24 protein-coding genes and 1 tRNA gene are annotated in these 24,322 nt (G+C 40.2%); 10 read left to right on the top strand and 15 right to left on the bottom strand.

Translation table 11 applies throughout. From position 1 onward, the window contains the following. Positions 1-31: 31 nt before the first annotated feature. The gene (locus ACSLUK_RS17020; RefSeq protein ID WP_448549965.1) at positions 32-604 is read right to left on the bottom strand and encodes a hypothetical protein; all 573 of its coding nucleotides are present in this window, start codon (positions 602-604) and stop codon (positions 32-34) included. Positions 605-686: 82 nt separating this feature from the next. Between ACSLUK_RS17020 and ACSLUK_RS17015 the strand changes: the two genes are divergently transcribed. After that, the gene (locus ACSLUK_RS17015) at positions 687-1,214 is read left to right on the top strand and encodes a DUF2937 family protein (protein WP_448549963.1); all 528 of its coding nucleotides are present in this window, start codon (positions 687-689) and stop codon (positions 1,212-1,214) included. Positions 1,215-1,355: 141 nt separating this feature from the next. Here the strand turns inward: ACSLUK_RS17015 and ihfA are convergent, their stop codons facing one another. From ihfA to pheS, 3 genes are read right to left on the bottom strand one after another with little or no spacing between them, the layout of a single operon-like run. Then, positions 1,356-1,646: an integration host factor subunit alpha gene (ihfA, locus tag ACSLUK_RS17010; RefSeq protein WP_448549961.1), complete on the bottom strand. Its 291-nt coding sequence runs from the start codon at positions 1,644-1,646 to the stop codon at positions 1,356-1,358. A gap of 4 nt (positions 1,647-1,650) precedes the next feature. Then, complete coding sequence (gene pheT, locus ACSLUK_RS17005; RefSeq protein WP_448549959.1) at positions 1,651-4,038, bottom strand: phenylalanine--tRNA ligase subunit beta; 2,388 nt, start codon at positions 4,036-4,038, stop codon at positions 1,651-1,653. Positions 4,039-4,050: 12 nt separating this feature from the next. After that, positions 4,051-5,031 carry a phenylalanine--tRNA ligase subunit alpha gene (gene pheS / locus ACSLUK_RS17000; protein ID WP_448549957.1) on the bottom strand — a complete coding sequence of 327 codons (981 nt, stop codon included), beginning with the start codon at positions 5,029-5,031 and terminating at the stop codon, positions 4,051-4,053. 486 nt (positions 5,032-5,517) lie between these two features. On the opposite strand from pheS, the gene ACSLUK_RS16995 reads away from it, so the two are divergent. Next, positions 5,518-6,723, top strand: a complete 1,206-nt coding sequence (locus tag ACSLUK_RS16995; RefSeq protein ID WP_448549954.1) for an EAL and HDOD domain-containing protein — start codon at positions 5,518-5,520, stop codon at positions 6,721-6,723. 108 nt (positions 6,724-6,831) lie between these two features. Here ACSLUK_RS16995 and ACSLUK_RS16990 read toward each other — a convergent pair whose 3' ends face one another. From ACSLUK_RS16990 to thrS, 5 genes are all read right to left on the bottom strand, one after another. Next, positions 6,832-7,935 carry a phosphoribosylaminoimidazolesuccinocarboxamide synthase gene (locus ACSLUK_RS16990; protein ID WP_448549952.1) on the bottom strand — a complete coding sequence of 368 codons (1,104 nt, stop codon included), beginning with the start codon at positions 7,933-7,935 and terminating at the stop codon, positions 6,832-6,834. Between the two features lie 186 nt (positions 7,936-8,121). Beyond that, entirely contained in the window at positions 8,122-8,478 is a 357-nt protein-coding gene (gene rplT / locus ACSLUK_RS16985) for a 50S ribosomal protein L20 (RefSeq protein ID WP_184422580.1), read from the bottom strand. A gap of 19 nt (positions 8,479-8,497) precedes the next feature. Next, complete coding sequence (rpmI, locus tag ACSLUK_RS16980; protein ID WP_448549949.1) at positions 8,498-8,695, bottom strand: 50S ribosomal protein L35; 198 nt, start codon at positions 8,693-8,695, stop codon at positions 8,498-8,500. Positions 8,696-8,876: 181 nt separating this feature from the next. Continuing rightward, positions 8,877-9,416 carry a translation initiation factor IF-3 gene (gene infC / locus ACSLUK_RS16975; protein WP_448550005.1) on the bottom strand — a complete coding sequence of 180 codons (540 nt, stop codon included), beginning with the start codon at positions 9,414-9,416 and terminating at the stop codon, positions 8,877-8,879. A gap of 30 nt (positions 9,417-9,446) precedes the next feature. Next, positions 9,447-11,357: a threonine--tRNA ligase gene (gene thrS, locus ACSLUK_RS16970; protein WP_448549947.1), complete on the bottom strand. Its 1,911-nt coding sequence runs from the start codon at positions 11,355-11,357 to the stop codon at positions 9,447-9,449. Positions 11,358-11,532: 175 nt separating this feature from the next. Here thrS and ACSLUK_RS16965 point away from each other — a divergent pair, with 175 nt between their 5' ends. The 3 genes from ACSLUK_RS16965 to ACSLUK_RS16955 all read left to right on the top strand — a co-directional run bounded on the left by ACSLUK_RS16965 (position 11,533) and on the right by ACSLUK_RS16955 (position 13,570). Beyond that, complete coding sequence (locus tag ACSLUK_RS16965) at positions 11,533-12,285, top strand: START domain-containing protein (protein WP_448549945.1); 753 nt, start codon at positions 11,533-11,535, stop codon at positions 12,283-12,285. Between the two features lie 38 nt (positions 12,286-12,323). Further along, a complete protein-coding gene (locus tag ACSLUK_RS16960) occupies positions 12,324-13,193 on the top strand; it encodes a fructosamine kinase family protein (RefSeq protein ID WP_448549943.1) in 870 nt (289 codons plus the stop codon). A gap of 170 nt (positions 13,194-13,363) precedes the next feature. After that, positions 13,364-13,570 carry a CPXCG motif-containing cysteine-rich protein gene (locus ACSLUK_RS16955; RefSeq protein ID WP_448549941.1) on the top strand — a complete coding sequence of 69 codons (207 nt, stop codon included), beginning with the start codon at positions 13,364-13,366 and terminating at the stop codon, positions 13,568-13,570. Here ACSLUK_RS16955 and ACSLUK_RS16950 read toward each other — a convergent pair. After that, the gene (locus tag ACSLUK_RS16950; RefSeq protein ID WP_448549939.1) at positions 13,567-14,190 is read right to left on the bottom strand and encodes a riboflavin synthase subunit alpha; all 624 of its coding nucleotides are present in this window, start codon (positions 14,188-14,190) and stop codon (positions 13,567-13,569) included. The genes ACSLUK_RS16955 and ACSLUK_RS16950 overlap by 4 nt on opposite strands. A 51-nt stretch (positions 14,191-14,241) precedes the next feature. On the opposite strand from ACSLUK_RS16950, the gene ACSLUK_RS16945 reads away from it, so the two are divergent. The 3 genes from ACSLUK_RS16945 to ACSLUK_RS16935 all read left to right on the top strand — a co-directional run bounded on the left by ACSLUK_RS16945 (position 14,242) and on the right by ACSLUK_RS16935 (position 17,110). Continuing rightward, positions 14,242-15,606, top strand: a complete 1,365-nt coding sequence (locus ACSLUK_RS16945; protein WP_448549937.1) for an MATE family efflux transporter — start codon at positions 14,242-14,244, stop codon at positions 15,604-15,606. A gap of 114 nt (positions 15,607-15,720) precedes the next feature. Further along, positions 15,721-15,797: transfer RNA gene (locus ACSLUK_RS16940), tRNA-Val, on the top strand. Between the two features lie 449 nt (positions 15,798-16,246). Then, positions 16,247-17,110, top strand: coding sequence for a prohibitin family protein (locus tag ACSLUK_RS16935; protein ID WP_448549935.1), 864 nt, complete (start codon positions 16,247-16,249; stop codon positions 17,108-17,110). A 110-nt stretch (positions 17,111-17,220) separates the two neighbouring features. Here ACSLUK_RS16935 and ACSLUK_RS16930 read toward each other — a convergent pair whose 3' ends face one another. After that, positions 17,221-17,637 (bottom strand): GNAT family N-acetyltransferase, encoded by a 417-nt coding sequence (locus ACSLUK_RS16930; protein WP_448549933.1) that lies wholly within the window; start codon positions 17,635-17,637, stop codon positions 17,221-17,223. A gap of 69 nt (positions 17,638-17,706) precedes the next feature. After that, positions 17,707-18,735 (bottom strand): TRM11 family SAM-dependent methyltransferase, encoded by a 1,029-nt coding sequence (locus ACSLUK_RS16925; RefSeq protein ID WP_448549931.1) that lies wholly within the window; start codon positions 18,733-18,735, stop codon positions 17,707-17,709. Positions 18,736-18,961: 226 nt separating this feature from the next. On the opposite strand from ACSLUK_RS16925, the gene ACSLUK_RS16920 reads away from it, so the two are divergent. Continuing rightward, on the top strand, positions 18,962-19,231 hold the full coding sequence (locus tag ACSLUK_RS16920) for a hypothetical protein (RefSeq protein WP_448549929.1): 270 nt from the start codon (positions 18,962-18,964) through the stop codon (positions 19,229-19,231). 51 nt (positions 19,232-19,282) lie between these two features. Here ACSLUK_RS16920 and ACSLUK_RS16915 read toward each other — a convergent pair whose 3' ends face one another. The 3 genes from ACSLUK_RS16915 to ACSLUK_RS16905 all read right to left on the bottom strand — a co-directional run bounded on the left by ACSLUK_RS16915 (position 19,283) and on the right by ACSLUK_RS16905 (position 23,696). After that, positions 19,283-20,332 carry an AI-2E family transporter gene (locus ACSLUK_RS16915; protein ID WP_448549927.1) on the bottom strand — a complete coding sequence of 350 codons (1,050 nt, stop codon included), beginning with the start codon at positions 20,330-20,332 and terminating at the stop codon, positions 19,283-19,285. Between the two features lie 132 nt (positions 20,333-20,464). After that, positions 20,465-22,984 carry an ABC transporter permease gene (locus ACSLUK_RS16910; protein ID WP_448549925.1) on the bottom strand — a complete coding sequence of 840 codons (2,520 nt, stop codon included), beginning with the start codon at positions 22,982-22,984 and terminating at the stop codon, positions 20,465-20,467. Between the two features lie 4 nt (positions 22,985-22,988). After that, on the bottom strand, positions 22,989-23,696 hold the full coding sequence (locus ACSLUK_RS16905) for an ABC transporter ATP-binding protein (protein WP_448549923.1): 708 nt from the start codon (positions 23,694-23,696) through the stop codon (positions 22,989-22,991). On the opposite strand from ACSLUK_RS16905, the gene ACSLUK_RS16900 reads away from it, so the two are divergent. Beyond that, on the top strand, positions 23,695-24,315 hold the full coding sequence (locus ACSLUK_RS16900) for an arylesterase (protein WP_448549921.1): 621 nt from the start codon (positions 23,695-23,697) through the stop codon (positions 24,313-24,315). The genes ACSLUK_RS16905 and ACSLUK_RS16900 overlap by 2 nt on opposite strands. The last annotated feature ends 7 nt before the right edge of the window (positions 24,316-24,322 follow it).

Raw genomic sequence — 24,322 nt, 5'->3', positions numbered from 1 at the left:
CAGAAAGGACTAACTATTTAGAATAGAGATGCTAGTTAAACTCTAGATATCCTGCACCGGGTATTATGGTAAAAGTATTTTTTCTATAGTCGCTATCACCAACACACATGTTGACGACACCTTCAACAAATATACTACCGCCCGTTAAATTAGCGAAATCGCCACTGCCTTCCGTCACTTTAATCTCTTCAACCCCTGTTAATGGGACACCTTGACTACAAAAAAAGTCACCCGCTTCAGGAATTAATGTGTCATCGGCGGAATAAATCACCCCTGTACGAGACTTATTCACTAGAACGTGAGAAGCCTTGCCTGTTTGTAGGCTTACAGTGCCCGTAATGACACCACTGATTGTGATTCTTCGATGAGTAGTAGCTTTTTCTTCTAGTGAAAGCGCATGCCAATCTTCCTTCACTAATACGATACGATATCGGCCTTGTTGGCGTGGACTATCGCCTAACTCCATACGTGCCGTTTCGAATGTTTTAGCCCACCCCTTCTTGGTTACGTACTTGCCTCTGTATTGCTTTTCTATTTGTGCATTAACTGAGAAACTTACCAAAGTAAGCGCAAAAATTCCTATAACAATTTTGTAAATATTCAATGTTCAAATCTCCATTTCACCTTTATTATTATTAATGCAGCTCTCTGCCGCCCACGTATGTTACAACAAATTAGAAATGATAATGAAGATATTAATTGGAATAATTGACAAAATTACATTCACACTGGCATTTATTTGCGGTATTCAACTGCCCGCTTTTATGTATAGTTATGGGCACCACCTACGGGGACGTATAGCCGAAGCAAATGTAGAAATGCAAAATTTTCAAGCAATAGCCGATCTGCAATTTGAAGGTAATCTGGATCGCCTAATTCAACACTTCAGTAATAATAGCGACGTTGCGATTCAGCAAACGGGGCAACTGATGCTGAACTTAGTTGATAGAATCACGAGTTACCAAATTCAGTTAGACGCCTTAAGCCAAAATTCCTACCTCGATAATATCATTGGATTTATCCGATATTTCAACGCTGAAATTGCATCGCAAACCTGGCAGCAATATGTGCCGAGCATACCTTTGAATGTTGAAAGCTTAACAACAGGTATTGTTTGTGCAATCAGCATTTCAGTTTTACTTAATTTGTTCTTTTTCGTAACGAAAAAAGTTTCAATGAAATTTGCCCATAAATCAGCGGTAGATATTCAATAATTTAAACAAAAAAATCGCAAAGCGCGCCAGTGACGCTCTGCGATTTTCAAAGATATTTGTATGAACTTAAGCGCCACAATAATAAGACTAGCTAACGTAATGTAGAGCTAGCCTAATTATTTACACTAATTTCAATAAGGGCTAACCGTTGCCGTCTTCAACACGACTTTTCAGTTTTTGTCCCGGTCTGAAAGTAACTACCTTACGGGCAGAGATAGGAATATCTTCGCCCGTCTTTGGATTACGTCCCGGTCGTTCACTTTTTTGTCTTAAGTCAAAGTTACCGAAACCAGAAAGCTTAACCTGCTCTCCGTTTTCTAATGTTGAACGAATTTCTTCAAAAAATAATTCAACCATTTCTTTGGCGTCGCGTTTGCTCAAACCGACTTTTTCAAATAAATGTTCTGCTACTTCTGCTTTGGTTAGCGCCATGGGCTTAATCCCTCAGTGATGCATTTAGTTCATCTTTCAATGTATCGACCACGCGATTAACAACATCGTTAATGTCTTTCTCTTCAAGCGTTTTCTCTTGATCTTGTAAAATCATGGCAATTGCCAAACTCTTAAAGCCAGGTTCGATACCGTTACCTTGGTATACATCGAACAAGTTTAGATCAACTAAATAATTTCCGCCAACATTTTCAATGAGTTGTAGCACTTTTTTTGCATCAACGTCTTCTTCAACGATCACTGCAATGTCACGTCGATTCGCCGGGAAGCGTGATATTTCCTGAGCCTCAGGGATTTTTCGGCTACCAATTTTTTCTACAAGTAATTCAAATACTAACGTTCTACCATTTAGTCCTAATTTACGTTCAATCTCTGGATGAAGCGTACCAACGTAACCAACATACTCATCATTATGATAAATAGCGGCTGTTTGACCCGGATGCATGGCGTCAATTTCAGCTTTCGCAAAACGGAACGCTCCTGCATTGGACGTTGTTTCAAGTAACGCTTCAACATCACCTTTCATATCAAAGAAATCAAACGCAGCCTTTTCTAATGACCAGTGTTCTTTGTTACGCTGACCACTGATAACACCCGCAATCATTTGTTCCTGACGCACGCCATTTTCAGCACTCTCATCAGGAATGAAACGGAGACCCGTTTCAAATAATCGCACGCGCGTTTGTTGTCTGTTTTGATTATAGCTTAGTGATTGCAATAATCCTGTTAATAAACTGACACGCATTACCGACATCTCAGACGAAATTGGATGTGGCAACGTCATAAAGTCTGCATCAGGATGAAGTATGGTTTGCACTTTTGGGTCAACGAAGCTGTATGTAATAGCTTCTTGGTAATCTCTGCTAACCAATACGTTACGTAACGTGCTCAATGCTAAACTAGCTTCGCGATTAGGGCACATTTTCAATGATGCATGCGGTGAAACATTAGGAATGTTGTTGTAACCAAAAATACGCGCTACTTCTTCTACCAAATCTTCTTCAATGGCAATATCAAAACGATATGGCGGAACGCTTACTTGCCATTCACCTTGTTTCGCATCAACGTCAAATCCTAATCTCGTCAGAATTTCACTTACTTTCTCGTCAGCGATCACGTGACCAATACGACGATCTAATTTAGCACGGCGAAGTGTAACTGATTTAGATGCAGGAATGTTGTCTTCATTTACGGCTTCAACAATTGGACCAGCCTGGCCACCAACAATCTCTATCAACAGCTGCGTTGCACGCTCCATAGCCTGACGTTGTAATAACGGATCGACACCACGTTCATAACGGTGTGAGGCGTCAGTGTGTAATCCATATTGGCGTGCTTTACCCAAGATTGCCAGTGGAGCGAAAAACGCACTTTCTAAAAAGATATCTTTCGTTTCGCTGCCTACACCTGAATGCAAGCCACCAAAAATACCTGCCATTGCGAGTGCTTTATTGTCATCTGCAATAACAAGTGTCTTAGCATTCAAAGAGACTTCATTCTCATCAAGTAGGACTAGCTTTTCATCAGCTTTAGCTAAACGAACATCAATACCACCGTCTATTTTTGCAAGATCAAAGGCATGCATCGGATGACCAAGTTCTAACAATACATAGTTAGTAATATCAACGACAGGATCAATAGAGCGCACACCACAACGACGTAGCTTTTCTACCATCCATAAAGGCGTTTTTGCATTTACGTCAATATTTTTAATGACACGTCCTAAATAGCGAGGGCAAGCATCATCAGCACTTAATTTTATTGTAAGCTTGTCGTCAATTGAAGGCGCTACTGCCTCTACAACAGGTTCTGTAACTGACAAGCTATTAAGTACACCTACTTCTCTGGCTAAGCCCTTAATGCCTAGGCAATCGCCACGGTTAGCTGTTAGGTCAACGTCAATGGTAACGTCATCTAAATCGAGGTATTCACGGATATCAGTCCCAATAGGCGCATCTGCTGGTAATTCAATAATACCATCAGAACTTTCAGCTAAACCCAGCTCAGACTCAGAGCATAACATCCCGAAAGAAGGCTGGCCTCTCAGTTTTGCTTTCTTAATTTTGAAGTTACCAGGTAACACTGCACCTACGGTTGCAACAGCAACTTTTAACCCCAATCGGCAATTACTAGCACCACAAACAATGTCTAATAGCTCGTCTTCGCCAACATTAATTTTAGTCACTTGTAATTTATCAGCATCAGGATGTTGGCCACATTCAACGACTTCACCGACTTTAACGCCAGTGAACTCTCCTGCTACCGCGTCTACACCATCAACTTCAAGGCCCGCCATTGTAATTTGGTGCGCCAATTCTTCAGAGTTAATCGCTGGATTAACCCATTCACGTAACCATGATTCACTAAATTTCATTTTCTGGCATTCCTACTTAAACTGTTTCAAAAAGCGAAGATCATTCTCAAAGAATGCACGCAAATCATTTACGCCGTAACGCAACATTGTTAATCGTTCAACGCCCATACCGAACGCAAATCCAGAATATACTTCAGGATCTATTCCCACTGCTTTCAATACATTAGGATGAACCATGCCACAGCCTAGTACTTCTAACCATTTGCCGTTTTTCCCCATTACATCTACTTCTGCAGAAGGCTCAGTAAACGGGAAATATGATGGTCTAAATCGGATCTCTAAATCTTCTTCGAAAAAGTGGTGAAGAAAATCATGCAAAATCCCCTTCAAATGCGTAAAGCTTACGTCTTTATCAACCATTAATCCTTCAACCTGATGGAACATTGGCGTATGAGTTTGATCGTAATCGTTACGGTAAACTTTTCCTGGCGAGATGATACGTAATGGCGGCTTTTCAACTTCCATTGTGCGAATTTGAACACCAGACGTTTGCGTACGAAGTACCAACTTAGGGTTAAAATAAAACGTATCGTGATCTTGGCGAGCCGGATGATGCTCAGGAATATTTAACGCATCAAAATTGTGAAAATCATCTTCAACTTCAGGGCCTGATTTTACTTCAAAACCTAAGTCACCGAAAAAGCTTTCAATACGTTGAATGGTGCGAGTGACTGGATGCAAACCACCAACATCATTAGTTCTGCCCGGTAACGTTACATCGATTGACTCAGCCGCAAGTTTCTTACTGATGGCTTCTGCTCGCAAGAGTTCGCCACGTTCAGTTAGTAACTGCTGCACTTTTTGTTTCGCTTGATTAATTACCTGACCAGCTTTAGGTTTTTCTTCCTTTGGAAGCTTACTTAGGCCCTTCATTTGCTCTGTGAACAAGCCTTTTTTGCCTAAAAAATTGACGCGAACACTGTCTAGTTCAGCAAGGTCTTGTGCTGCTGAAATCGCTTGTTCGGCCTGAAGTATAATGTCATCTAAATTCATGTGTTCCTCGAAAGCTTAATGCTTTGGATAACCTCGGTTTATCGATTTCTACCTGTTGACTTTGCTTACTAGCATGCGTGTTCTGTCAGCTTATTAATAACTAACGTTCTTTGTATGTCTATGATAGTTCTTAACTGTATTCAGTCGAAAACACTCTTTTCATACTTAACGACTTAAAAGTAACCACAAAGCAATCAAATAAGAGAGCAACAAACCCTAAATTCTATTCATAAAAATGGTCAGACAGTTTACACAATAAGCCATCATAAATGTAGTGAAAATAAGGGATTTAATGAAATTATTTTAATTAAGATATTCTTTTAAGTACTCGCTAAGAAATTAGCAATTATATGGTCTATACAAGCAATTGCCATTGCCAACGACGACACAATTAGAAATCAATGAATAAGTGTCTACAATTAAAAAAGGGACTAAGTGAATCGCGTAATCTATTTATTACGTCTAATTAAAATTTTAGGGATGAATATGCACGTTTATACTGCGAGACAAGCCATTTTCAACCGTAGTCAAAACGTTGTCGCATATGAGTTGCTTTATCGCAACAGCATGGAAAACATGTTTCCAAATATAGACCCCCAAGAAGCAACGTCAAAAATGATAATGCAAACCCATCTAAATCAAGGGATTAAGCCTATCACCGGTGGCAAACCTGCACTTATTAATTTCTCTGAACGCGCCTTGCTAGACGGTTTACCGCTAGTACTGCCTCACGACCAAGTCATTATCGAAATTTTAGAAAATGTTTCACCTAGCGATGAGGTATTTGAGGCCTGCCGCCAACTGTTTCATCAAGGATACCGGCTCGCCTTAGATGATTTCGTCTATGAACCTGGATGGTTGCGATTTTTTAACATCATTAAATTAATAAAATTCGATATTGTTGAAACGCCCCTTGCCAACATTGGTTCATTGGTTGAGCAAATTAAGCTCAAGAAAAATATCAAATTACTTGCAGAGAAAATTGAAACCAAAGAAGAGTTCGTTGAAGCGAAAGTTATGGGCTTTGATTATTTTCAAGGCTACTACTTTTGCCAACCCGAGATGGGCAAAACAAAAGACTTCGATAATAACAATCCATTGCTATTGAACTTACTACAAGAAAGTTTACGCACGCCGTTTGATATCACAAGAATTTCGGCATGTTTTGAGAAAGATCCAGGGTTAAGTTTTAAATTACTGAGGTTCGTGAACTCGGGTGTACTCCCCATAAAGCAAGAAATTCACTCCATAAAAAACGCGGTAGTCTATATTGGTGAGGAACAACTTAGAAAGCTAATATTATTATTAACTTCCGACGTTATGTTAACTAACAAACCCAAGGAGCTCAGCAGAGTGGCGACAATGAGAGCCCGTTTTTGTGAGCTCATTGCCAAGCACTACATACCAACCCATAGTGATGATGCATTTATTGTTGGGTTATTTTCGTTGTTAGACGCTATGTTAGATCAGCCATTGGAAAACATACTCATATCGTTGCCCTTAGCTAAAGAAGTAACCGACGCGCTATTAACAGATGCGCCCTCCCCACTAAAATACACCTTAAAAACCGTGATAGATTTTGATAAAGGTTTTTGGCACGAAACTGTACATAACGCGGAAATCGTCAGATGTTCTATCGAAGAGTTACAATGTTTTTATGCTGAAGCAATAGAATGGTCAACCAAAATATAAAGCGACAATTCTTCAAAATAAATGAAAAGAAGTTTATGGAACGAGCTAAAACTAAATATAAACATCCAGCCGTTACTAATTTGTACAGCTGGATGTAGTTAATAATAATTAGTCTATTAACTGATACTGATTTCTGAGAACTTGGATAATCTCAGCTTTAGGATTATCACTAATAAGAATTTTCTCACCTGTAATTTTTTCTGCAATGCCAACGTAGGTTTTAGAAACAGCCATCAATACCTCTGTAGGTAACGCATTGTCACGGGCAAGTGCTTCACGCTCTTCCATACGATCCTTATTTAACAAAATATCCGGATCAGGGAAATGATTTAGCAGTAATTGTCTGAAGCCTTCTTTAGAATTCTCCACCACTTTGCCTGCACGATATTCTTCACCGTCCCAGATTCTTGATGAATCAGGCGTTCCTACTTCATCCATATATATTAATTTGTCGTTACCGTTGATATCCTTGACGTAACCAAATTCAAATTTAGTATCAATGAACAATTGATCGATCTTTGCTAACGCGTCAGAAATGACAGCAAAGCCCTCTTTTAACAATCGTTCATACAAACTGATATCTTCTGCTTGCTTAAAGTTAAACGCAGTATAGTTTTCTTCAATATTTGCACGCGTAATGTTTACGTCATCTGCTTCAGGTACGCCAGGTATCCCTTTTAATATCCCTTTTGTGGAAGGCGTCATCAGTAATTCAGGTAACTTGCTATCTTTAGTCAGGCCATCAGCTAGTTTTATGCCACAAAACTCACGCTCACCTTTTTCGTACGCACGCCACATCGATCCAGTGATATATTGTCGACATATCGCTTCGATTTTAACTGGCGTCGCTTTTTGTACAATCCATACAAACGGGTGAGGAATATCAAGAATATGACTGTCTGCTAAACCTTGCTCTTTAAATAGCTTGAACCAATGATTAGAAATAGCATTGAGTGCAGCACCTTTACCAGGCACACCTTTCATTCCATCTTCGCCATGCCATATGCAGTCAAACGCAGATATACGATCGCTGATCACCATAATCGCCAATGGTGTATTAGACGGCACAGGGTAATTTTTCTCTTTGATTAGTCGCTGACTATCTTCTTCTGTTAACCAATAAACTGAGCGCACTTTACCACTATGCACTGGTAGGTTTGTTCTAATGGGCAAATCGTCATTCACAGCAAGTACGTTGTCTGCAAGGCTCATGGTATTTCCTACTTTTAAAATTTGCATAAATTAACTTTGCTAATCATATGGTGAACATTACGTTTAGCAAAAATAACTATTTACAAAAGCGCTAGTTAAAATATTGACCATAAAGTCAATTTTTCAACTCACCTAAATAAGAAAAGGACGCCAAAGCGTCCTTTTCTTAAATATTCAACTCTCTAATTAAGCTAAAGAAGCTTGCGCTTTTTCAACTAATACAGAGAAAGCTGCTTTATCGTATACTGCGATGTCAGCTAGGATCTTACGATCGATTTCAATAGAAGCCTTTTTAAGACCATTAATGAAACGGCTGTAAGATAAACCATTTTGACGAGCTGCCGCGTTAATACGAGCAATCCAAAGTTGACGGAATTGACGCTTACGTTGACGACGGTCACGATATGCGTATTGGCCAGCTTTAGTTACAGCTTGGAAAGCAACGCGATATACGCGACTACGAGCACCGTAGTAACCTTTCGCTTGCTTAAGAACTTTTTTATGACGTGCGCGTGCTACAACACCGCGTTTTACTCTTGCCATCTTGCTTATCTCCTCTTAATTAAGCGTTGCGTAGTAAACGATCTACTGATTTAACATCAGCAGCAGCGACCATGCTTTTAGCACGTAAATGACGCTTAACTTTCGTACGACGCTTAGTCAAGATGTGACGAAGACCAGCTTGCTTGCATTTGTAACCGCCTGACGCAGTCTTTTTAAAGCGCTTTGCAGCACCTTTGTTTGTTTTCATTTTAGGCATGAAAATAACTCCGCATTTATACTTTAACTAAATAAAGTATTTGCTTTCAAATATAGTAACCTAGGCGAAAACTCCATCAATATTCTGACAGGTTTTACTTTCAAGCCTAAAATTACCGGCTAAACAACGATAATGGTGAGCCAAAGTAAACTTTGACTACTTGCAAGACCAAAATACCGTCTTATTTTCTAGGTGCGAGTACCATCACCATTTGACGCCCTTCCGCTTTTCGAGGGAAAGACTCAACTAAAGCAAGTTCTTCTAAATCACCTTTAACGCGATTCAAAAGTTCAATGCCTAAGTCTTGGTGGGCCATTTCGCGACCACGGAAGCGTAAAGTAACTTTAACTTTATCGCCACCTTCTAGAAAGCGCTTCAGGTTGCGTAGTTTTACCTGATAGTCGCCTTCATCAGTACCAGGACGGAATTTTATTTCCTTAACCTGAATCTGTTTCTGCTTTTTGCGTTGTTCTTTTTGTTGTTTGCTTTTTTCGTAAAGGAACTTACCGTAATCCATCACGCGACAAACTGGCGGTTTAGCTGTTGGGCTAATCTCTACAAGATCAACACCAGCCTTATCAGCTTCATCCAATGCTTCACTTAATGAAACAACGCCAATAGGCTCATTATCTAGACCAACTAAACGCACTTCTTGCGCAGTAATCAGTTCATTTAAACGATGTTGCGGTTCTTTTTGACCGCCTTTTAAACCACCTTTAATAGTTTGTTTCCTCCAAAAGGCCTTTACAAATTATGCCCGTGTATTCACTTCTTCAGCTAATTTAGCAACGAAGTCGTCCACCGACATTTTACCAATATCTTCACCAGCGCGGGTTCTAATAGCAATTTCACCATTTTCCATTTCTTTGTCACCTACTACTAACAAATATGGAACACGCTTTAAAGTATGCTCGCGGATTTTAAAGCCTATTTTCTCATTTCTCAAGTCTACTTTGGCTCTAAATCCATTTTCTTTCAGTTTTTTTACTACTTTTTGACAATATTCACTCTGTTTGTCAGTAATATTCATCACCACGGCTTGAATTGGAGATAACCATGTTGGGAATTTACCCGAGTATTCTTCAATCAAAATGCCGATAAAACGTTCAAGCGAACCTAGTATAGCACGATGAATCATGACTGGCTGATATCTTTCGTTATCTTCGCCAACATAAGTTGCCCCTAAACGTTCAGGTAAAGCAAAATCTAGCTGAACTGTACCACATTGCCAGTTACGGCCAAGGCAATCTAACAACGTAAACTCAATTTTCGGGCCGTAAAACGCACCTTCTCCAGGCAGATACTCAAAAGCTATATCATTTGCTTTAAGCGCTTCAGCAAGTCCTTCTTCTGCTTTGTCCCACATTTCGTCATTACCAATGCGTTTTTCAGGACGCGTCGATAATTTCACTAAAATATCGTCAAAGCCGAATGTTTTGTATACATCATAAACCATTTTGATACATTGGCTTACTTCTTCTTGTACTTGATCTTCAGTACAGAAAATATGCGCATCATCTTGCGTAAAACCACGAACACGCATGAGACCATGTAATGCACCAGATGGTTCATTACGATGACAACAGCCAAATTCAGCCATTCTCAATGGTAAGTCACGATATGACTTCAACCCTTGGTTGAATATTTGCACGTGCCCCGGACAGTTCATTGGCTTAATCGCATATTCACGCTTTTCTGATTCTGTCGTAAACATCGCTTCAGCGTATTTATCCCAGTGCCCAGACCTCTCCCAAAGCACACGATCCATCATTAGTGGACCTTTTACTTCGTCGTAATCATATTCATGAAGTTTTTCACGAACAAACTTTTCTAGTTCGGTATAAATCGTCCAACCGTCGTTATGCCAGAACACCATGCCAGGTGCTTCTTCTTGCCAGTGGAATAAATCAAGTGTTTTACCGATTTTACGATGGTCGCGTTTTTCGGCTTCAGCTAATCGCTGAATATATGCCTTAAGCTGTTTTTTGTCTGCCCATGCCGTACCGTAGATTCGTTGTAACATCTTGTTATCTGAATCACCACGCCAGTATGCACCTGCCACTTTCATGAGTTTTAAATGGTGACAATGACGCATATTCGGTACGTGAGGACCACGGCACATATCAATGTATTCTTCATGATGGTATAAACCAGGACGATCATCTTTATCAATATTCTCGTCTAAGATTTCCATCTTGTAGCTTTCACCACGCGATTCGAACGTGTCTCGCGCTTCTTGCCAAGAAACCGTCTTCTTAACAACATCATAATTAGTTTTAGCTAAGTCAAGCATACGCTTTTCAAGTTTAACTAAGTCTTCTTCGTTGATTGAATGTTCAAGGTCAATATCGTAGTAAAAGCCATTATCAATTACTGGGCCTATTGCCATTTTTGTTTCAGGCCACATTTGCTTAATTGCGTGTCCTAATAAATGCGCACAAGAGTGACGAATAATCTCTAGCCCTTCAGCATCTTTACTGGTGATTAGTTGTAGATTGGCATCTTCGGTGATTAATTCACAAGCATCTACAAGTTCGCCGTTAATACGACCAGCAATGGTAGCTTTTGCTAAACCAGGGCCTATATCAAGTGCGACATCCATCACAGAAACATTATTATCAAAAGAGCGTTGACTACCGTCAGGCAAAGTAATTACAGGCATGAAATTTCCTTTATACAGTGGTGGCACCTACCAAGTGTCACTTGTTTTTATTTGAAACAGCAACGTTAAGTGTTGCAAACTATAATTTATCGTAATTGAAATAACTTTTTGACAGATATTTATCTCAATTAGGTTCAATGTACTCAACTAGCACATATTAAGCGTGGAAATATAGGTGAAAACCATACCCTTTGCAATCCCATTAACAACAATAATTCGTCATTTTTTAAGACGTTTAAAAGCCTATAGCTCAATGCAAATGAATTCAGCTTTCCTTAAAGTTCTATTTTTGGCATCTTTTGTAATAATTCAACCGCCAGTCATAGCGAAAAGTGAAGGTGTTCAACCACTTGAAACATGCGAGAATATTGTTCAAGAACGCCAAGCAACAATGAACAAACAAAAGTGGAAAAAATGGCGGAATAATAAAGATTTCAGTGTTGCCTACATTGGCAACGAAAATAACCTCATCACTATCAAAGCAAGTATTACCTTAGCGATACCTGCGAACGAACTCATCAGGATCCTTCATGACGCTGAATCAATCCCTGATTGGACAGCACAGGCAGAGTCTGCGCGCATTGAGCAACTATCACCCACTCGTAATATTCTAACACTCAATTTTTCTGAAACCTGGCCTGTTGGACCGCGCGAACTAGTCATTGCATCAACTATTAGCCATTGCACTCCGTTTATTTTTATTGACGTTAAAAACGTCGAGCGTGCACCTTCTAACCCTGACGTTATAAAAATGGAGTTACTCGAAGGCTATTGGTTAATTCAAACGCTGTCAGCCAACAAAATAGAGGTTCACTACGTATCGTCTGTTGATCCTAAAGGCGATATTCCACATTGGATTGCACAAAAAGTGGCGCTGCGTAATATTTGGCGTACGCTGTCTAACCTCCATCAATTAGCAAAAAGCTAACTATAATTAGCTTAAGTTAGCAATGGTAAGAATTACTTATGTGGCAAGAAATTTGTAGTCATATCTCTGAACAATCAAAAGAAAATTTTTCGATCGTGCACAGACAAAATGTAGCTGGTGGAGACATTAATCAGAGTTTTTATATAACAGATGAACTAAAAGAGTATTTCGTTAAAATAAATGATGCTCAGCACTATGATAATTTTTTAGCCGAAGCTTATTCACTCGAAAAAATAGCGACTACTGAAGCAATACGAACACCAACAATAATTTGCCACGGTCAAACTGAGGAAAACAGTTATCTAGTACTTGATTGGTGCAATATGACCAGCGGTACCTCAAAACATTGGAGTGATTTAGGCAGACAACTAGCCACAATGCACTTAAATACCGAACATGGCGAGTTTGGTTGGGAGCAGAATAATTTTATTGGAAAGACGATACAACCTAATGTGTGGCATGCTAACTGGCGAACATTTTTTGCAGAACAACGTATAGGTTGGCAATTACAATTATTAAAAGAAAAATCGATTTCGTTGGGTAACATTGATCGAATTGTAGACGCTTGCCACGAAATATTATTACAACACAAAGTAGTGCCTTGTTTAGTACACGGTGATTTATGGCGCGGAAACACGGGGTTTGTTGGTAATCAGCCATTAATATTCGATCCCGCCTGCTATTATGGTGATCGAGAAGTCGATATCGCCATGACCGAGCTATTTGGCCAATTTCCTCAGGCCTTTTATCAAGGTTATCAGGAAAAATATCCGTTACCTCCTAAATATGAAAGTAGAAAGCATGTATACAACTTCTACCATATCTTAAATCATGCCAACATGTTTGGTGGCGTCTATATAGATCAAGCGCGTGCAATGCTCTCTAGATTGTTAGCAAAAGTGGGATAAATGCTGCAAGTTTCATTTCAAAATTCAGTCGTCCGTCATACTAGCGTCAATTGAAACAAATATTGGTAAAGCTAAGTATGTGTGATGCTTCATAAAAGCGTCACAATTAGCACTTTACTCAAAAACGGTCATAATAAATATACGGCTTGTAAATGCTCCGGGAGCTTGAAATGCCCAAAGAGATCACTGAGCAACGCATCGAATGTCCGCATTGCGGCCATCATTTATTTCTGACATTAGATATCAGCGAAGGAGATCAAGATTACTATGATGAATGTCCAGCATGTTGCAACGACATTCACCTTAATTTACACATTGATGAGTACCATCAGAAAATTCAACTCGCCGTGGATAGTGACGACGAGCAAGTTTTTTAAATTAACGCCTGCTCTTTCATTCGTTCCAGCGTTTTTACAATGGTCATTGTTTGTTGATCAAATTCTAGGTTAACTTTATCGCCGTTATTTAGCGCAGATAAATTCGTTCTCGCCAACGTCTCAGGAATTAAATGGACCGTAAAGCCACCATCAGTCACAGCTCCAACGGTTAAGCTAACACCATTAATAGTAATAAAGCCTTTCGGTAATATGTATTTCATCCATTGCTTGTCGCAGCCAAAAACCAGTTGGCAGTTATCGGTTGACTGAACTTTTTCATCAAGCAAGGCTACCGTATGCACATGTCCACTCACCTGATGCCCACCAATTTCATCACCAATTTTAAGCGAACGCTCAAAGTTTACGTTCATTCCAACATCAAGTTCACACAAATTGGTTACTGCCAGTGTTTCGTCAATCACATCAAATGTAATAAATGTTTCTTCTTGCTGAGGTTCGTACCTAACAACGGTTAAACACACGCCATTAATCGCTATGCTTGCCCCGAGCGACAAAGCGCCAGCCCAACTAGTATTTACAGCAACAACTATTTGAGAAAAGTTGTTGCGATTATTTACTGAAATTACGTTAGCTTGTGTTTGCACTATGCCTGTAAACATATATCATCTATCCAATTAGCATCGTTTAAAAAGAATCTCTTGAAGTTGTCGATGAAAACCTCAAATTTTATAGAAAATACCAAAAGCTTAATGAAATTGGCGTATCCCATTCTCATTGCACAGCTTATCCAAAACCTAATGGGTTTTGCCGATACCGTGATGGCTGGGCGCGTTAGCCCCACCGATATGGCAGCAGTTGCTGTTGCCAGTAGTGTTTGGTTGCCGCTTATCCTCACCATTTACGGCCTCATTATGGCATTGGCTGCTATTGTCTCACAACTTGCTGGTGCTAAAAAATTTGGTGACGTTGCTAAACCGGTATACCAAACTGGATGGATAGCATTGTTTCTGGGATGCATGCTAATCGTTTTATTTTATCTAGCTTCACCGTTCATTGAGCAACATGTTTCACTTGAGCCTAAGCTAAAATCTTTGATGTTTGACTACCTCAACTATATTGTTTGGGGCGCACCAGCATTTTGTTTATATTTAGTGTTGCGTAACTATGCTGAAGGCCTTTCTCACACAAAACCAACAATGATCATTTCAATCATCGGCTTGATCATTAATATTCCCGCCAATTACATATTTATTTACGGTGAATTTGGCGCACCACAATTAGGCGGCGCAGGATGTGGCATTGCAACGGCACTAGTGTATTGGGTAATGTTTATTGCAATGTTTATATACGTGCTAGTATCGAAAAAGCTTAAGCACGCGCCTCTATTCAATCAGTTTTATTGGCCAGATTGGTCGGAAATCAAAATAGTACTATCAATCGGTATTCCCATCGCTATGTCTCTACTTTTTGAGGTAAGTCTTTTTGCGGTAGTCGCCATCATACTTGCGCCATTCGGTGCAGAAGTGGTTGCCAGCCATCAAATAGCCATCAACTTCTCCGGCTTAGTATTTATGGTACCGCTAAGTTTAGCGATGGCAGTAACTATAAAAGTAGGTTTTGCAGTAGGTAATGATGATTTTGAAGGCGCGAAACAACTCTGCAAAGACTCTGTTGCTTTTGGGCTACTCATCGCGGTTATAACAGCTTTTGGTACGTTGTTGTTTAGAGAACAGATTGCCAGTATTTATACGACCGATATTGAAGTTCTAACGCTGGCCGCAAATCTGATGTTTTTGGCGGCATTGTTCCAGTTTTCAGATGCTATTCAGGTTATTTCCGCAGGTGCACTGCGCGGATACAAAGATACAAAATCGATTTTATATATCACTTTTATTGCGTACTGGATAATTGGCCTCAGCTTAGGTGCCACACTTGGTTTAACAGATTGGATTGTAGACCCTATTGGACCCTACGGATTCTGGGTAGGCTTTATCTCTGGCTTAACGGCAGCCGCTATCATGTTAGCAATACGATTAAGAATCATACAAAAACGTATAGAACAACCAGCAATTTGACGCTAAATTGCGCAAACGATCTGAAATTTGAAATTTTTACAATAAAACTACTTGCAAGACTAAATTCAGATCGATAACATAGCGCTCCGTTGAGTCATTCAAGACCAACATTGTACGACCGTAGCTCAGCTGGTTAGAGCACCACCTTGACATGGTGGGGGTCGGTGGTTCGAGTCCACTCGGTCGTACCAAATAGCAGCTTTTTCTTCTTTAGTAACGCTGCTTTTTTTATGTCTGAAATTCAAGTTAACGCCGCTAAGAGAAAGCACCACCTACTCTTTACATCCCGTACCAAGCCGGTGGTTCGAGTCCACTCGGTCGTACCAATTAAGCAGCGATTACTTAATGAAAGTAAGGCTGCTTTTTTTATGCCTGAAATTTGTGTATTGAACTGATTAGAAAGAAAGAGCACCACCCGCTCTTTGCATCCCGTACCAAATCGGTGGTTCGAGTCGCGAACTATTGCCGTACCTTACATGCTTACATCGCGAGAAAGTCACACATCCCAATTAGCCATTTAATTTCCTCTATTGACTAAATATAAATCACGACATATTATGTCAAACAAGTTAAACGAACTAAACAGTAAAGGGATATTTAAACCTAATAAGAATTACATAAGATTTGACAAGGAGATATTATGCAAATCGATAAAAAAAACTTACCAATCAAAAAAACCATTGCTGCTCTTGCAGTTATTGCTTGCCTTTTTAATAGTATTTACACAGTAAACGAAGGCCATATTGGCATCGTAAAACGTTTCAGTGAAGCAAAAGAACAGGTAAATCCTGGCTTACATTTTAAAGTGCCTTTTATTGACGATGTTGAAGAAATCGAAGTAAGAACCAGAAAAAATGAAGAAAAAATGGCTTCTAGTACGGCTGAACAAATGCCAGTCACTATTAGTGTTTCGGTGAACTGGACAGTAGATAAAACAGCGGCTCTCGACCTTTTTCGTCAATATGGTGGTTTATCTCAATTTGAAAGTCGCATCTTAGACCCAAGATTCCGCTCCGCAACAAAAGATGTTATTCCTAAATTCGACGCAGAACGATTAATTCAAGACCGAGCAACCGCAATTCAAGCAATTGAAGCGAATTTAATTGAGGAAATGAAAGACTTTCCTGTAACGGTAGATAACATTCAAATTGAGAACATTCAATTGCCTTCAAAATACCTTACTTCAATAGAAACTAAGCAAACGGAGAAAAACTTAGCTGCGGCAGAAGAGCATAAGCTAGCAAGACAAAACCTTGAAGCACAGCGAGATGTAAACACGGCGAAAGCAAAAGCTGATGGGATTAGAGCCGTTGCCCTTGCAGAAGCTGAAGCGATTCGGTTAAAGGGCTTAGCAGAAGCTGAGGCAATTACAGCTAAAGCCAAAGCACTTGGCGACAACCCTTTGATCATCAAACTAACAGAAGCACAAAACTGGGATGGTAAACTGCCTCAAACCATGTTGGGCGGTGAAAACATGCCTATCTTAGATATGAGGACTAAATAGCTAATTGATTGAAATAGTTAATTGTTTTAATTAAACCTATCATGCGCTCGTGTTGAGCGCATAACCTACTCTGCCATATATCTTAATCTACGAAACTGCGTAAATAGCCATTATTTAACAAACTTACACATGCCCATGCCAAGATTTTCGCCATTACGTGCACAATACCCGAACTTTTGATAAAAGCCTTCTTTGCCTTTTGACGCTAACAGGCCAACAGTAGCACCTTTTTTAACGACTTTAGCAAGATAGGCTTCGATATGTTCCATCACAAGCTTACCTAATCCTTGGTTTTGATTGCTTGGGTCCACTACTACGTCCTGAACATAAAAGAACATTGCTCCATCACCTATCACTCTCCCCATAGCAATTAACTTTTCACCTTCTCTGACCGTTACGTGAAAAAGTGAGTTATTGAGACTAACGCTAGCCATGTCTAAGCAAGTGTTTCCCCAACCAATTGTTGCTCTTAACGCGGAGAATTCGCTAACATTGGGTGGTTCGTAGGTAACGTTAAATTGCTGCACTATTCACTCCTTATGCGCCAGTCAATATGTTCGATCATTAAATTGGGTTAATAGATAAATTAGTTTTTATTATTTCACTGCCACAATTAGGTTGCGGTTAATAGACTGATCAACACGATGAACGTAATTAATGTAAGGCGCATCGTTGAGAACGGTGAAACCAACATCGGATAATACCTCGGCAACATCAGCTCGTTTCATCGTAAATTCATTAAACGACAGTACCATTGCCCCTTTGGTTTTAAGGCAACTCTTCCATGCTGGCACAGCCTCTTTCAATAGTTGCAAAGCGCTGCGGTCCATCTTCGGATCATTGGTCTGTTTGTTACCGTGTTGCACGCCATAAGGTAGATCAGACACAATAATGTCACAGCTATTTTTCTTCACTAAATAATTAGCAAATCGAGTGTCAGCCGGAAAAAGCTTAAAATTCTGTACGTCGCCTGCTTGATACGCATTCTTTTCAACTGCGGTTTCTACCGAGAAGCAATCAGCCAGCTTTTTGCCATCTTTGCCATTGCGTTTTTCTTTCACCACCTTGTGTTTGTAACGCCCTTTTTTCAAAAACTGAACGACATAAGTTTGAATTTCCTGTGCCCACTTTTTGTTAATCTCTATCCCTTCCACATGAAAGCCACGTACAAAGCCTTCATAAAGGGTTGTCCCTTTGCCACACATTGGATCAAATAAGCGAAGCGTTGTACTGTTTGTGTTGCACGCACTTACCGCTAAATTGATCATCATGCGCGTGAACTGCTCATTCGTTTTTCCTACATATTTAAGTATCTGACTCATACTAGTTGGAAATGTATAGATATTCGGGGCTTTTATCGGCTTGAGTAATTGCGCGTCGGTCACTTCAAATAGGGCGTAAAAAATTGAGCTGGCAACAAGTGCGCGAAGACTCTGATCATCAATTGGCTTTTTCGTTGAAAACGAAATGCACGCTGGCAAGCCTAAATCATCCTCATGAAATTCAACAATATCCATGTTAACTGAAGTCAGAATTGCCGTTAATTCCGATTGAGCTATCGTTAGAGCGGCGTCAAAATAAATACGATTGTGGCCAGGATTTGCCAATATAACGTACTGATGCATTGGGAGAACCTTTCATTACAGCAACGAGCCCTTTACTCATTGCTCAAGACTAAAAATTAGAGGTATTTTACACTATGCCAAGAACAAAGTATTAGCAGAAAATGTGTTGCTTTATATTGGAGTTACACAATTCGATTGGCAACTAATTCAAACATACCATTACAGACAGGTTACATGCATCTTTTTAAACTGTATAAAACTACTTAATATGAGTTACAGATGCATTATGAAAAAGAAAGTTATTACCATAACTGCTGTGGCCTTGTTTTTTATTCTTCAGTGGCCTGTAGGCTTTGGTAAAGGCTATCAAATAAAAGACCGCGAACTGTGCGAGTTAGTTACCACAAATCCGAATACTTTCAAGTATGCCGCTGGCGCAATTATCAAAGGTGAGAGTCATGAAGGTCGCCTGCAAACACGTTGGTATTCAGATGGCTTAAAGAAAGGTATGTTGTATAGTTTAAAGCAATGCTTCGATGGTGAGAATGAGGCGTAAAAAAGGGATGCCGTGGCATCCCTTTAGTCATATACAAGTAACATGATTTGCTTACTGTTGCTTAACAACCGCATCTTCATCGCCAGACAATAACACTGCCAGCCATTGGCCCTCTTTAGAGCTTTCCAGCGCAATCTTGATGATCATAGTTAACGGTACAGACAACAACATGCCTACAGTGCCTAACAACCAGCCCCAAAATATTAACGACAAGAATACGACTAATGTAGAAAGCCCTAGCCCACGTCCTAAATAGCGAGGTTCAACCACGTTCCCCATCACGGTATTAATAACAAGATAACCTAAGCCAATAAATCCAGCTTCTGCAAAACCAAGTTGCAATACAGCTAGTGACATCGCAGGCACTGCGGCAATAATTGAACCGATGTTTGGAATATAATTAAGCAAGAACGCTAGTACGCCCCACAACAAGTAAAAATCTAGGCCAAACGCCCACAACATCGCAGAAACAGCTAAACCCGTACCAATGCTCACCAAGGTTTTTATCGCCAAATAGTGATTTACCGACGAAAGAAAGCGATCAATTTGTTTCATGCGCATTTCAGGATCATCTAATGCCAAATGCAGCTTCGCAGGAATAGACGACGCCTCAAACAACATGAATACTACGGTAATTATGATCAAGAACATGTTCGCCATTACATTACCTAAGCCACTTAACATGTCTGTCGCTAACCCCATAGCAGCTGCAGGGTTAAAATGCTCCACCAACAGATCCGTTGAAATGGTAATGTTGAAATGTGCCAGTTTCTCGGTCACCCATACAAATTGCGTCGCTAACTGCGAACGGTACACAGGTAATAATTGTGACAACTCATTCAACGATTTACCCACTAAGCCAGCGAGTGACAACGCAATTGTGACAAATATAGCAATAACAAACGTTACCGCTAAGGCCTTTGGAATTTTATGTTGTGTCGCTTTTGCGACAATTGGATTGCAGATAATCGCAATAAATGCAGATAGCAAAAACGGTACTAATATATTTCCCGCAGTTTTAACGCCCGCTAATACGACCACTAGTGCAGCGCAAACTAATAGTACTTTTAGTACACCCGAAGACTGATTAAGAACACCCATAATTATTATTCTTTAGAAAAACTTAGCCCAACTATACTTGAAATTAATACTTGAATCGTCAACTTTTTTACAAAAAAATGGGAGCCAATTAGCTCCCATGTTCAATTTTTCAGAATTAGCTCAAATTTGCGGTTACATTGTTCTTCTGATCAGCGTAACGCTTGATAGATTGAGCAAGCGCCAACAGCTCACCAAACCAACAGCGCCAACGAAAAACGCGCCAGAAAGTATACCAACTCCCCAATAACTTAAGTGTAAGCTAGGCTCCATGTCGAAAGTTTGCGTTTGCAGAAAATACAAAGCCAGTTCCATTGCGATGCTGGCCATTAAACCTGCAATCGCACCAAGCGCTAAAAACTCAAATAGAACACTGTTACGTAACAAAGCACCTTTTGCACCTAAAGTACGCAAGATTGCTAATTCTCTCTCACGTTCTTCCATACTGGCCTGTACTTGCGCTACCAACACTAAGCTGCCGGCAACTACAACGAGAATTAAGATTAACTCTATTGCGACTGACACTTGCTCAATGACCGAGCGCAATTGACCAATAATGGCATCTACATCTATCATTGAAACGGTTGGGTATTGCGTCATCAATTGGGCAAAACCATCGAGTTCAGTCTCAGGTACGTACAAGCCCGAAATATAAGTAGCCGGAAAATCCTGTAATACCGCAGGGTTGAATATCATGAAGAAATTTGGCTGCATCGATTGCCAATCTACTTCACGTAAACTGGTAATTTCAACCGTTACTTCGTCACTTCCTAAAGTGAACGTTAATGTATCGCCCAATTTGAGTTCTAGTCGTTCTGCAATGCTCGACTCTACCGACACTTGCAGTTTAACATCGTCGTCCTGAAACCATTCACCCTCAATAATCTTATTGCGTTCAGGCAAATCGGCACGCCAAGTAAGGTTGAGTTCTCGCCCTACGCCACGACGCCCTCGGTCAGCTTCTTTGTTGTCTTCTTTAGTCACTTCTTTAGCGACCTTTTCATCATTGATGGCAGCCAAACGACCTCGTACAACAGGGTATAAGCCACTGCTGGTAACTGTAGTCGTATCAACAAAGCTTTCTACAGCAGCCACTTCATTAGCTGCAATGTTCACTAAGAAACGATTAGATGCATCATCAGGTAGCTGATCCTGCCATTCATTGATCAAGGTATTTTTCAATACCAATATGACTAACAAAAGCTTGATGGCAACTGTAAAGCTCACCATTTGCACACTATTTTCGTTCGCACGGCGCTTTAGGTTTGCCAACGCTAAGTAGAAAGACTTCCCTGCGTTACTGCCGACCTGTCGCCCTGCTCCCATAATAAGCTTTCCGATTAACAGCAAAACTGCTGACACTACGATGCCACCTACAAGTAACGACAAACTTAACAACCAATCGCGACTAAACAATAGTAAAAGGCCAAACAGAGCAAGAATCGGAATGATAATTTGCACACTTACTTTGCCAAACGTATGTTGATTGAAGCCACGTATCACAGACATTGCAGGTGTTGATATCAAGGATTTCAACGGTGTAATAGCAAAAGCTGTTGCACAAACTAAGCCCGTTACAATCGCAACAATAAATGGATAAAGTGGCAACTGTGCATTACCAACCTCTAGATATTCACTGATTGCGTTTATACCCAAAGCAAGCAATACGTACCCAACAATCAAGCCAAAACCAATGCTAAACAGACTTAACAATGCCCAATGCAATAAATATAACTTACGAATGTGGCGCATCGATGCACCAAGGGCTTTAAACACAGCGACCATAGGTTGATGGCGCTGGCTATATCTGCGACTAGCTACGGCTACCGCCACAGCAGCTAATACAATACCAAGCATACTGGCTAACGATAAAAATTTCTCAGCTCGGTTCAAAGCGCTTGCTAATGGTGACTGACCAGACTTAATATCTCGCCAACGCTGTGTTTCGTTTACTTGTGGCTTTATCCACTCTTCAAAACGTTCAACAGCTTCTTCTTCGCCAGCAAATAATTGCGTATAAGAAACGCGACTCGCTGGTTTAATCAGCTGCGTTTTAGGCAAATCATCAATATTCAAAATAACCGTTGGGCCGGAAGTAAAAACACTAAACGATGCGTCAGGAATGTTATGTACAACACCTGCGATAGTAAACTTACCAACACCAACCTCAATTTCGTCACCAAGTACCACATCAAGTTTCATTAGTAATGCAGGCTCAACCCAAACAGTATCTGTCTTAGGCGCATTTACTGGTTTTTGGTTTTGCTTAACACCGTCAGTTGACACTAATAATTCGCCACGCAGAGGATACTTGGCTGATACCGCTTTTATTTCAGCCAACTGCATTCTGTCGCCTGCAAAAACGATTGAATCCGTTTCAATTTGTGCAGCATGATCAACATTTAGTTCCTGACTTTTAAGAATAATCGCTTCATCTACGGGCCGAGGAGTAATCAAAATTCTGTCAGCGGCGATAAATGTCGTACTGTTAGCCATAATCGCTTGGCGGATTTGCCCCGAAAAGCCTGACAAAGAAAACACAGTGGCTACAGCAAGGATTATCGCTAAACAGATAATAGTGAGTTCACCACGTCGTAATTCATGCTGAAATAAACGCAGTGATTGCTTGAACCAAGCACTTTTGAAAATACTCATATGACTACCCTGCGTTTGCGATTGTTGGCGACACTTCAGATAGCTGCCCACTATCCATCACAACTTGTCGCTGGCACATATTGGCTAACTTCTGGTCGTGGGTAACTAAGATAAGTGTGGTCCCGTTTTGTTTATTTAGGTCAAATAACAACTCAGTAATATGTTGCCCTGTAACACTGTCTAAGTTACCGGTAGGTTCATCGGCAAACAATACATCAGGTTGTGTAATAAACGCACGTGCAATAGCTACTCGCTGTTGTTCACCACCAGAAAGTTGCGATGGGTAGTGGTTTTCCCGCGCCTTTAAATCAACCTTAGCAAGTAACTCTCGCGCTTTTTCTTCTGCGTTGGGTACATTGGCTAATTCAGCAGGCAACATAACGTTTTCTATTGCAGTGAGACTACTAACTAAAAGAAATTGTTGAAAAATAAAACCAACATGTTGCGCACGCACTTCACTCCGTTGTTCTTCATTAAACTGGTGCAAAGGGTGATTTTTAAGATACACTTCACCTGCAGTAGGAACATCAAGTCCGGCGAGTAAAGACAATAATGTTGTTTTACCAGAACCTGAAGAACCAACGATTGCCAGACTTTCTCCTGCATTAACATCTAGCTGGATTGGGTGTAATAATTCAAGTGATTTGCCTTCGAGCTGCACTGTTTTAGTAAGCCCTTTAATTTTTAATATTGTTTCGGAACAGTAATTCATGATTAAAAACGTCTTCTCTGTTGGCCTAATGTTGCTTTTATTGAGCTTTGTCAATATCGCATACGGTAATACATCTATTCTACTACTAGGGGATAGCCTGAGTGCAAGTTATGGCATGAAAGAAAATCAAGGATGGGTTTACAAATTAAATGAGCGATTAGAAGACAATAAAGCAGGTTATAGAATCATTAACGCGAGTATCAGTGGAGAGACGACAGCTGGCGGTTTATCAAGGATTGAAGGTATTTTGACGAAAACAAAAGTTGACCATTTAATCATTGAATTAGGCGGAAATGATGGATTAAGAGGGTTCAATCCTGTGCTAATTAAAAATAACTTGTTACAAATAATTGAAATAGCAAAGAAGCATAATGTGACACCACATATCATGAATGTGAAGATTACACCGAATTATGGACCGCGATATAACCAAATGTTTGAAGCGATATTTCCTGAAGTAGCCAACGAGGCCAACATTGATTTACTGCCATTTTTCATGAACGACATTGCGGTAAAACCTGAGCTTATGCAAGCTGATGGCATCCACCCCACGGTGGAGGCTCAACCATTAATCGTCAACATCATGGCACAAACATTAGAGAATATGGAGCTGAACTAGTAAAACA

Source organism: Thalassotalea fusca (genome assembly GCF_053485835.1).
Note: the sequence above shows the minus strand (reverse complement) of the source record. Positions and strands in the feature narration are given on the sequence as shown.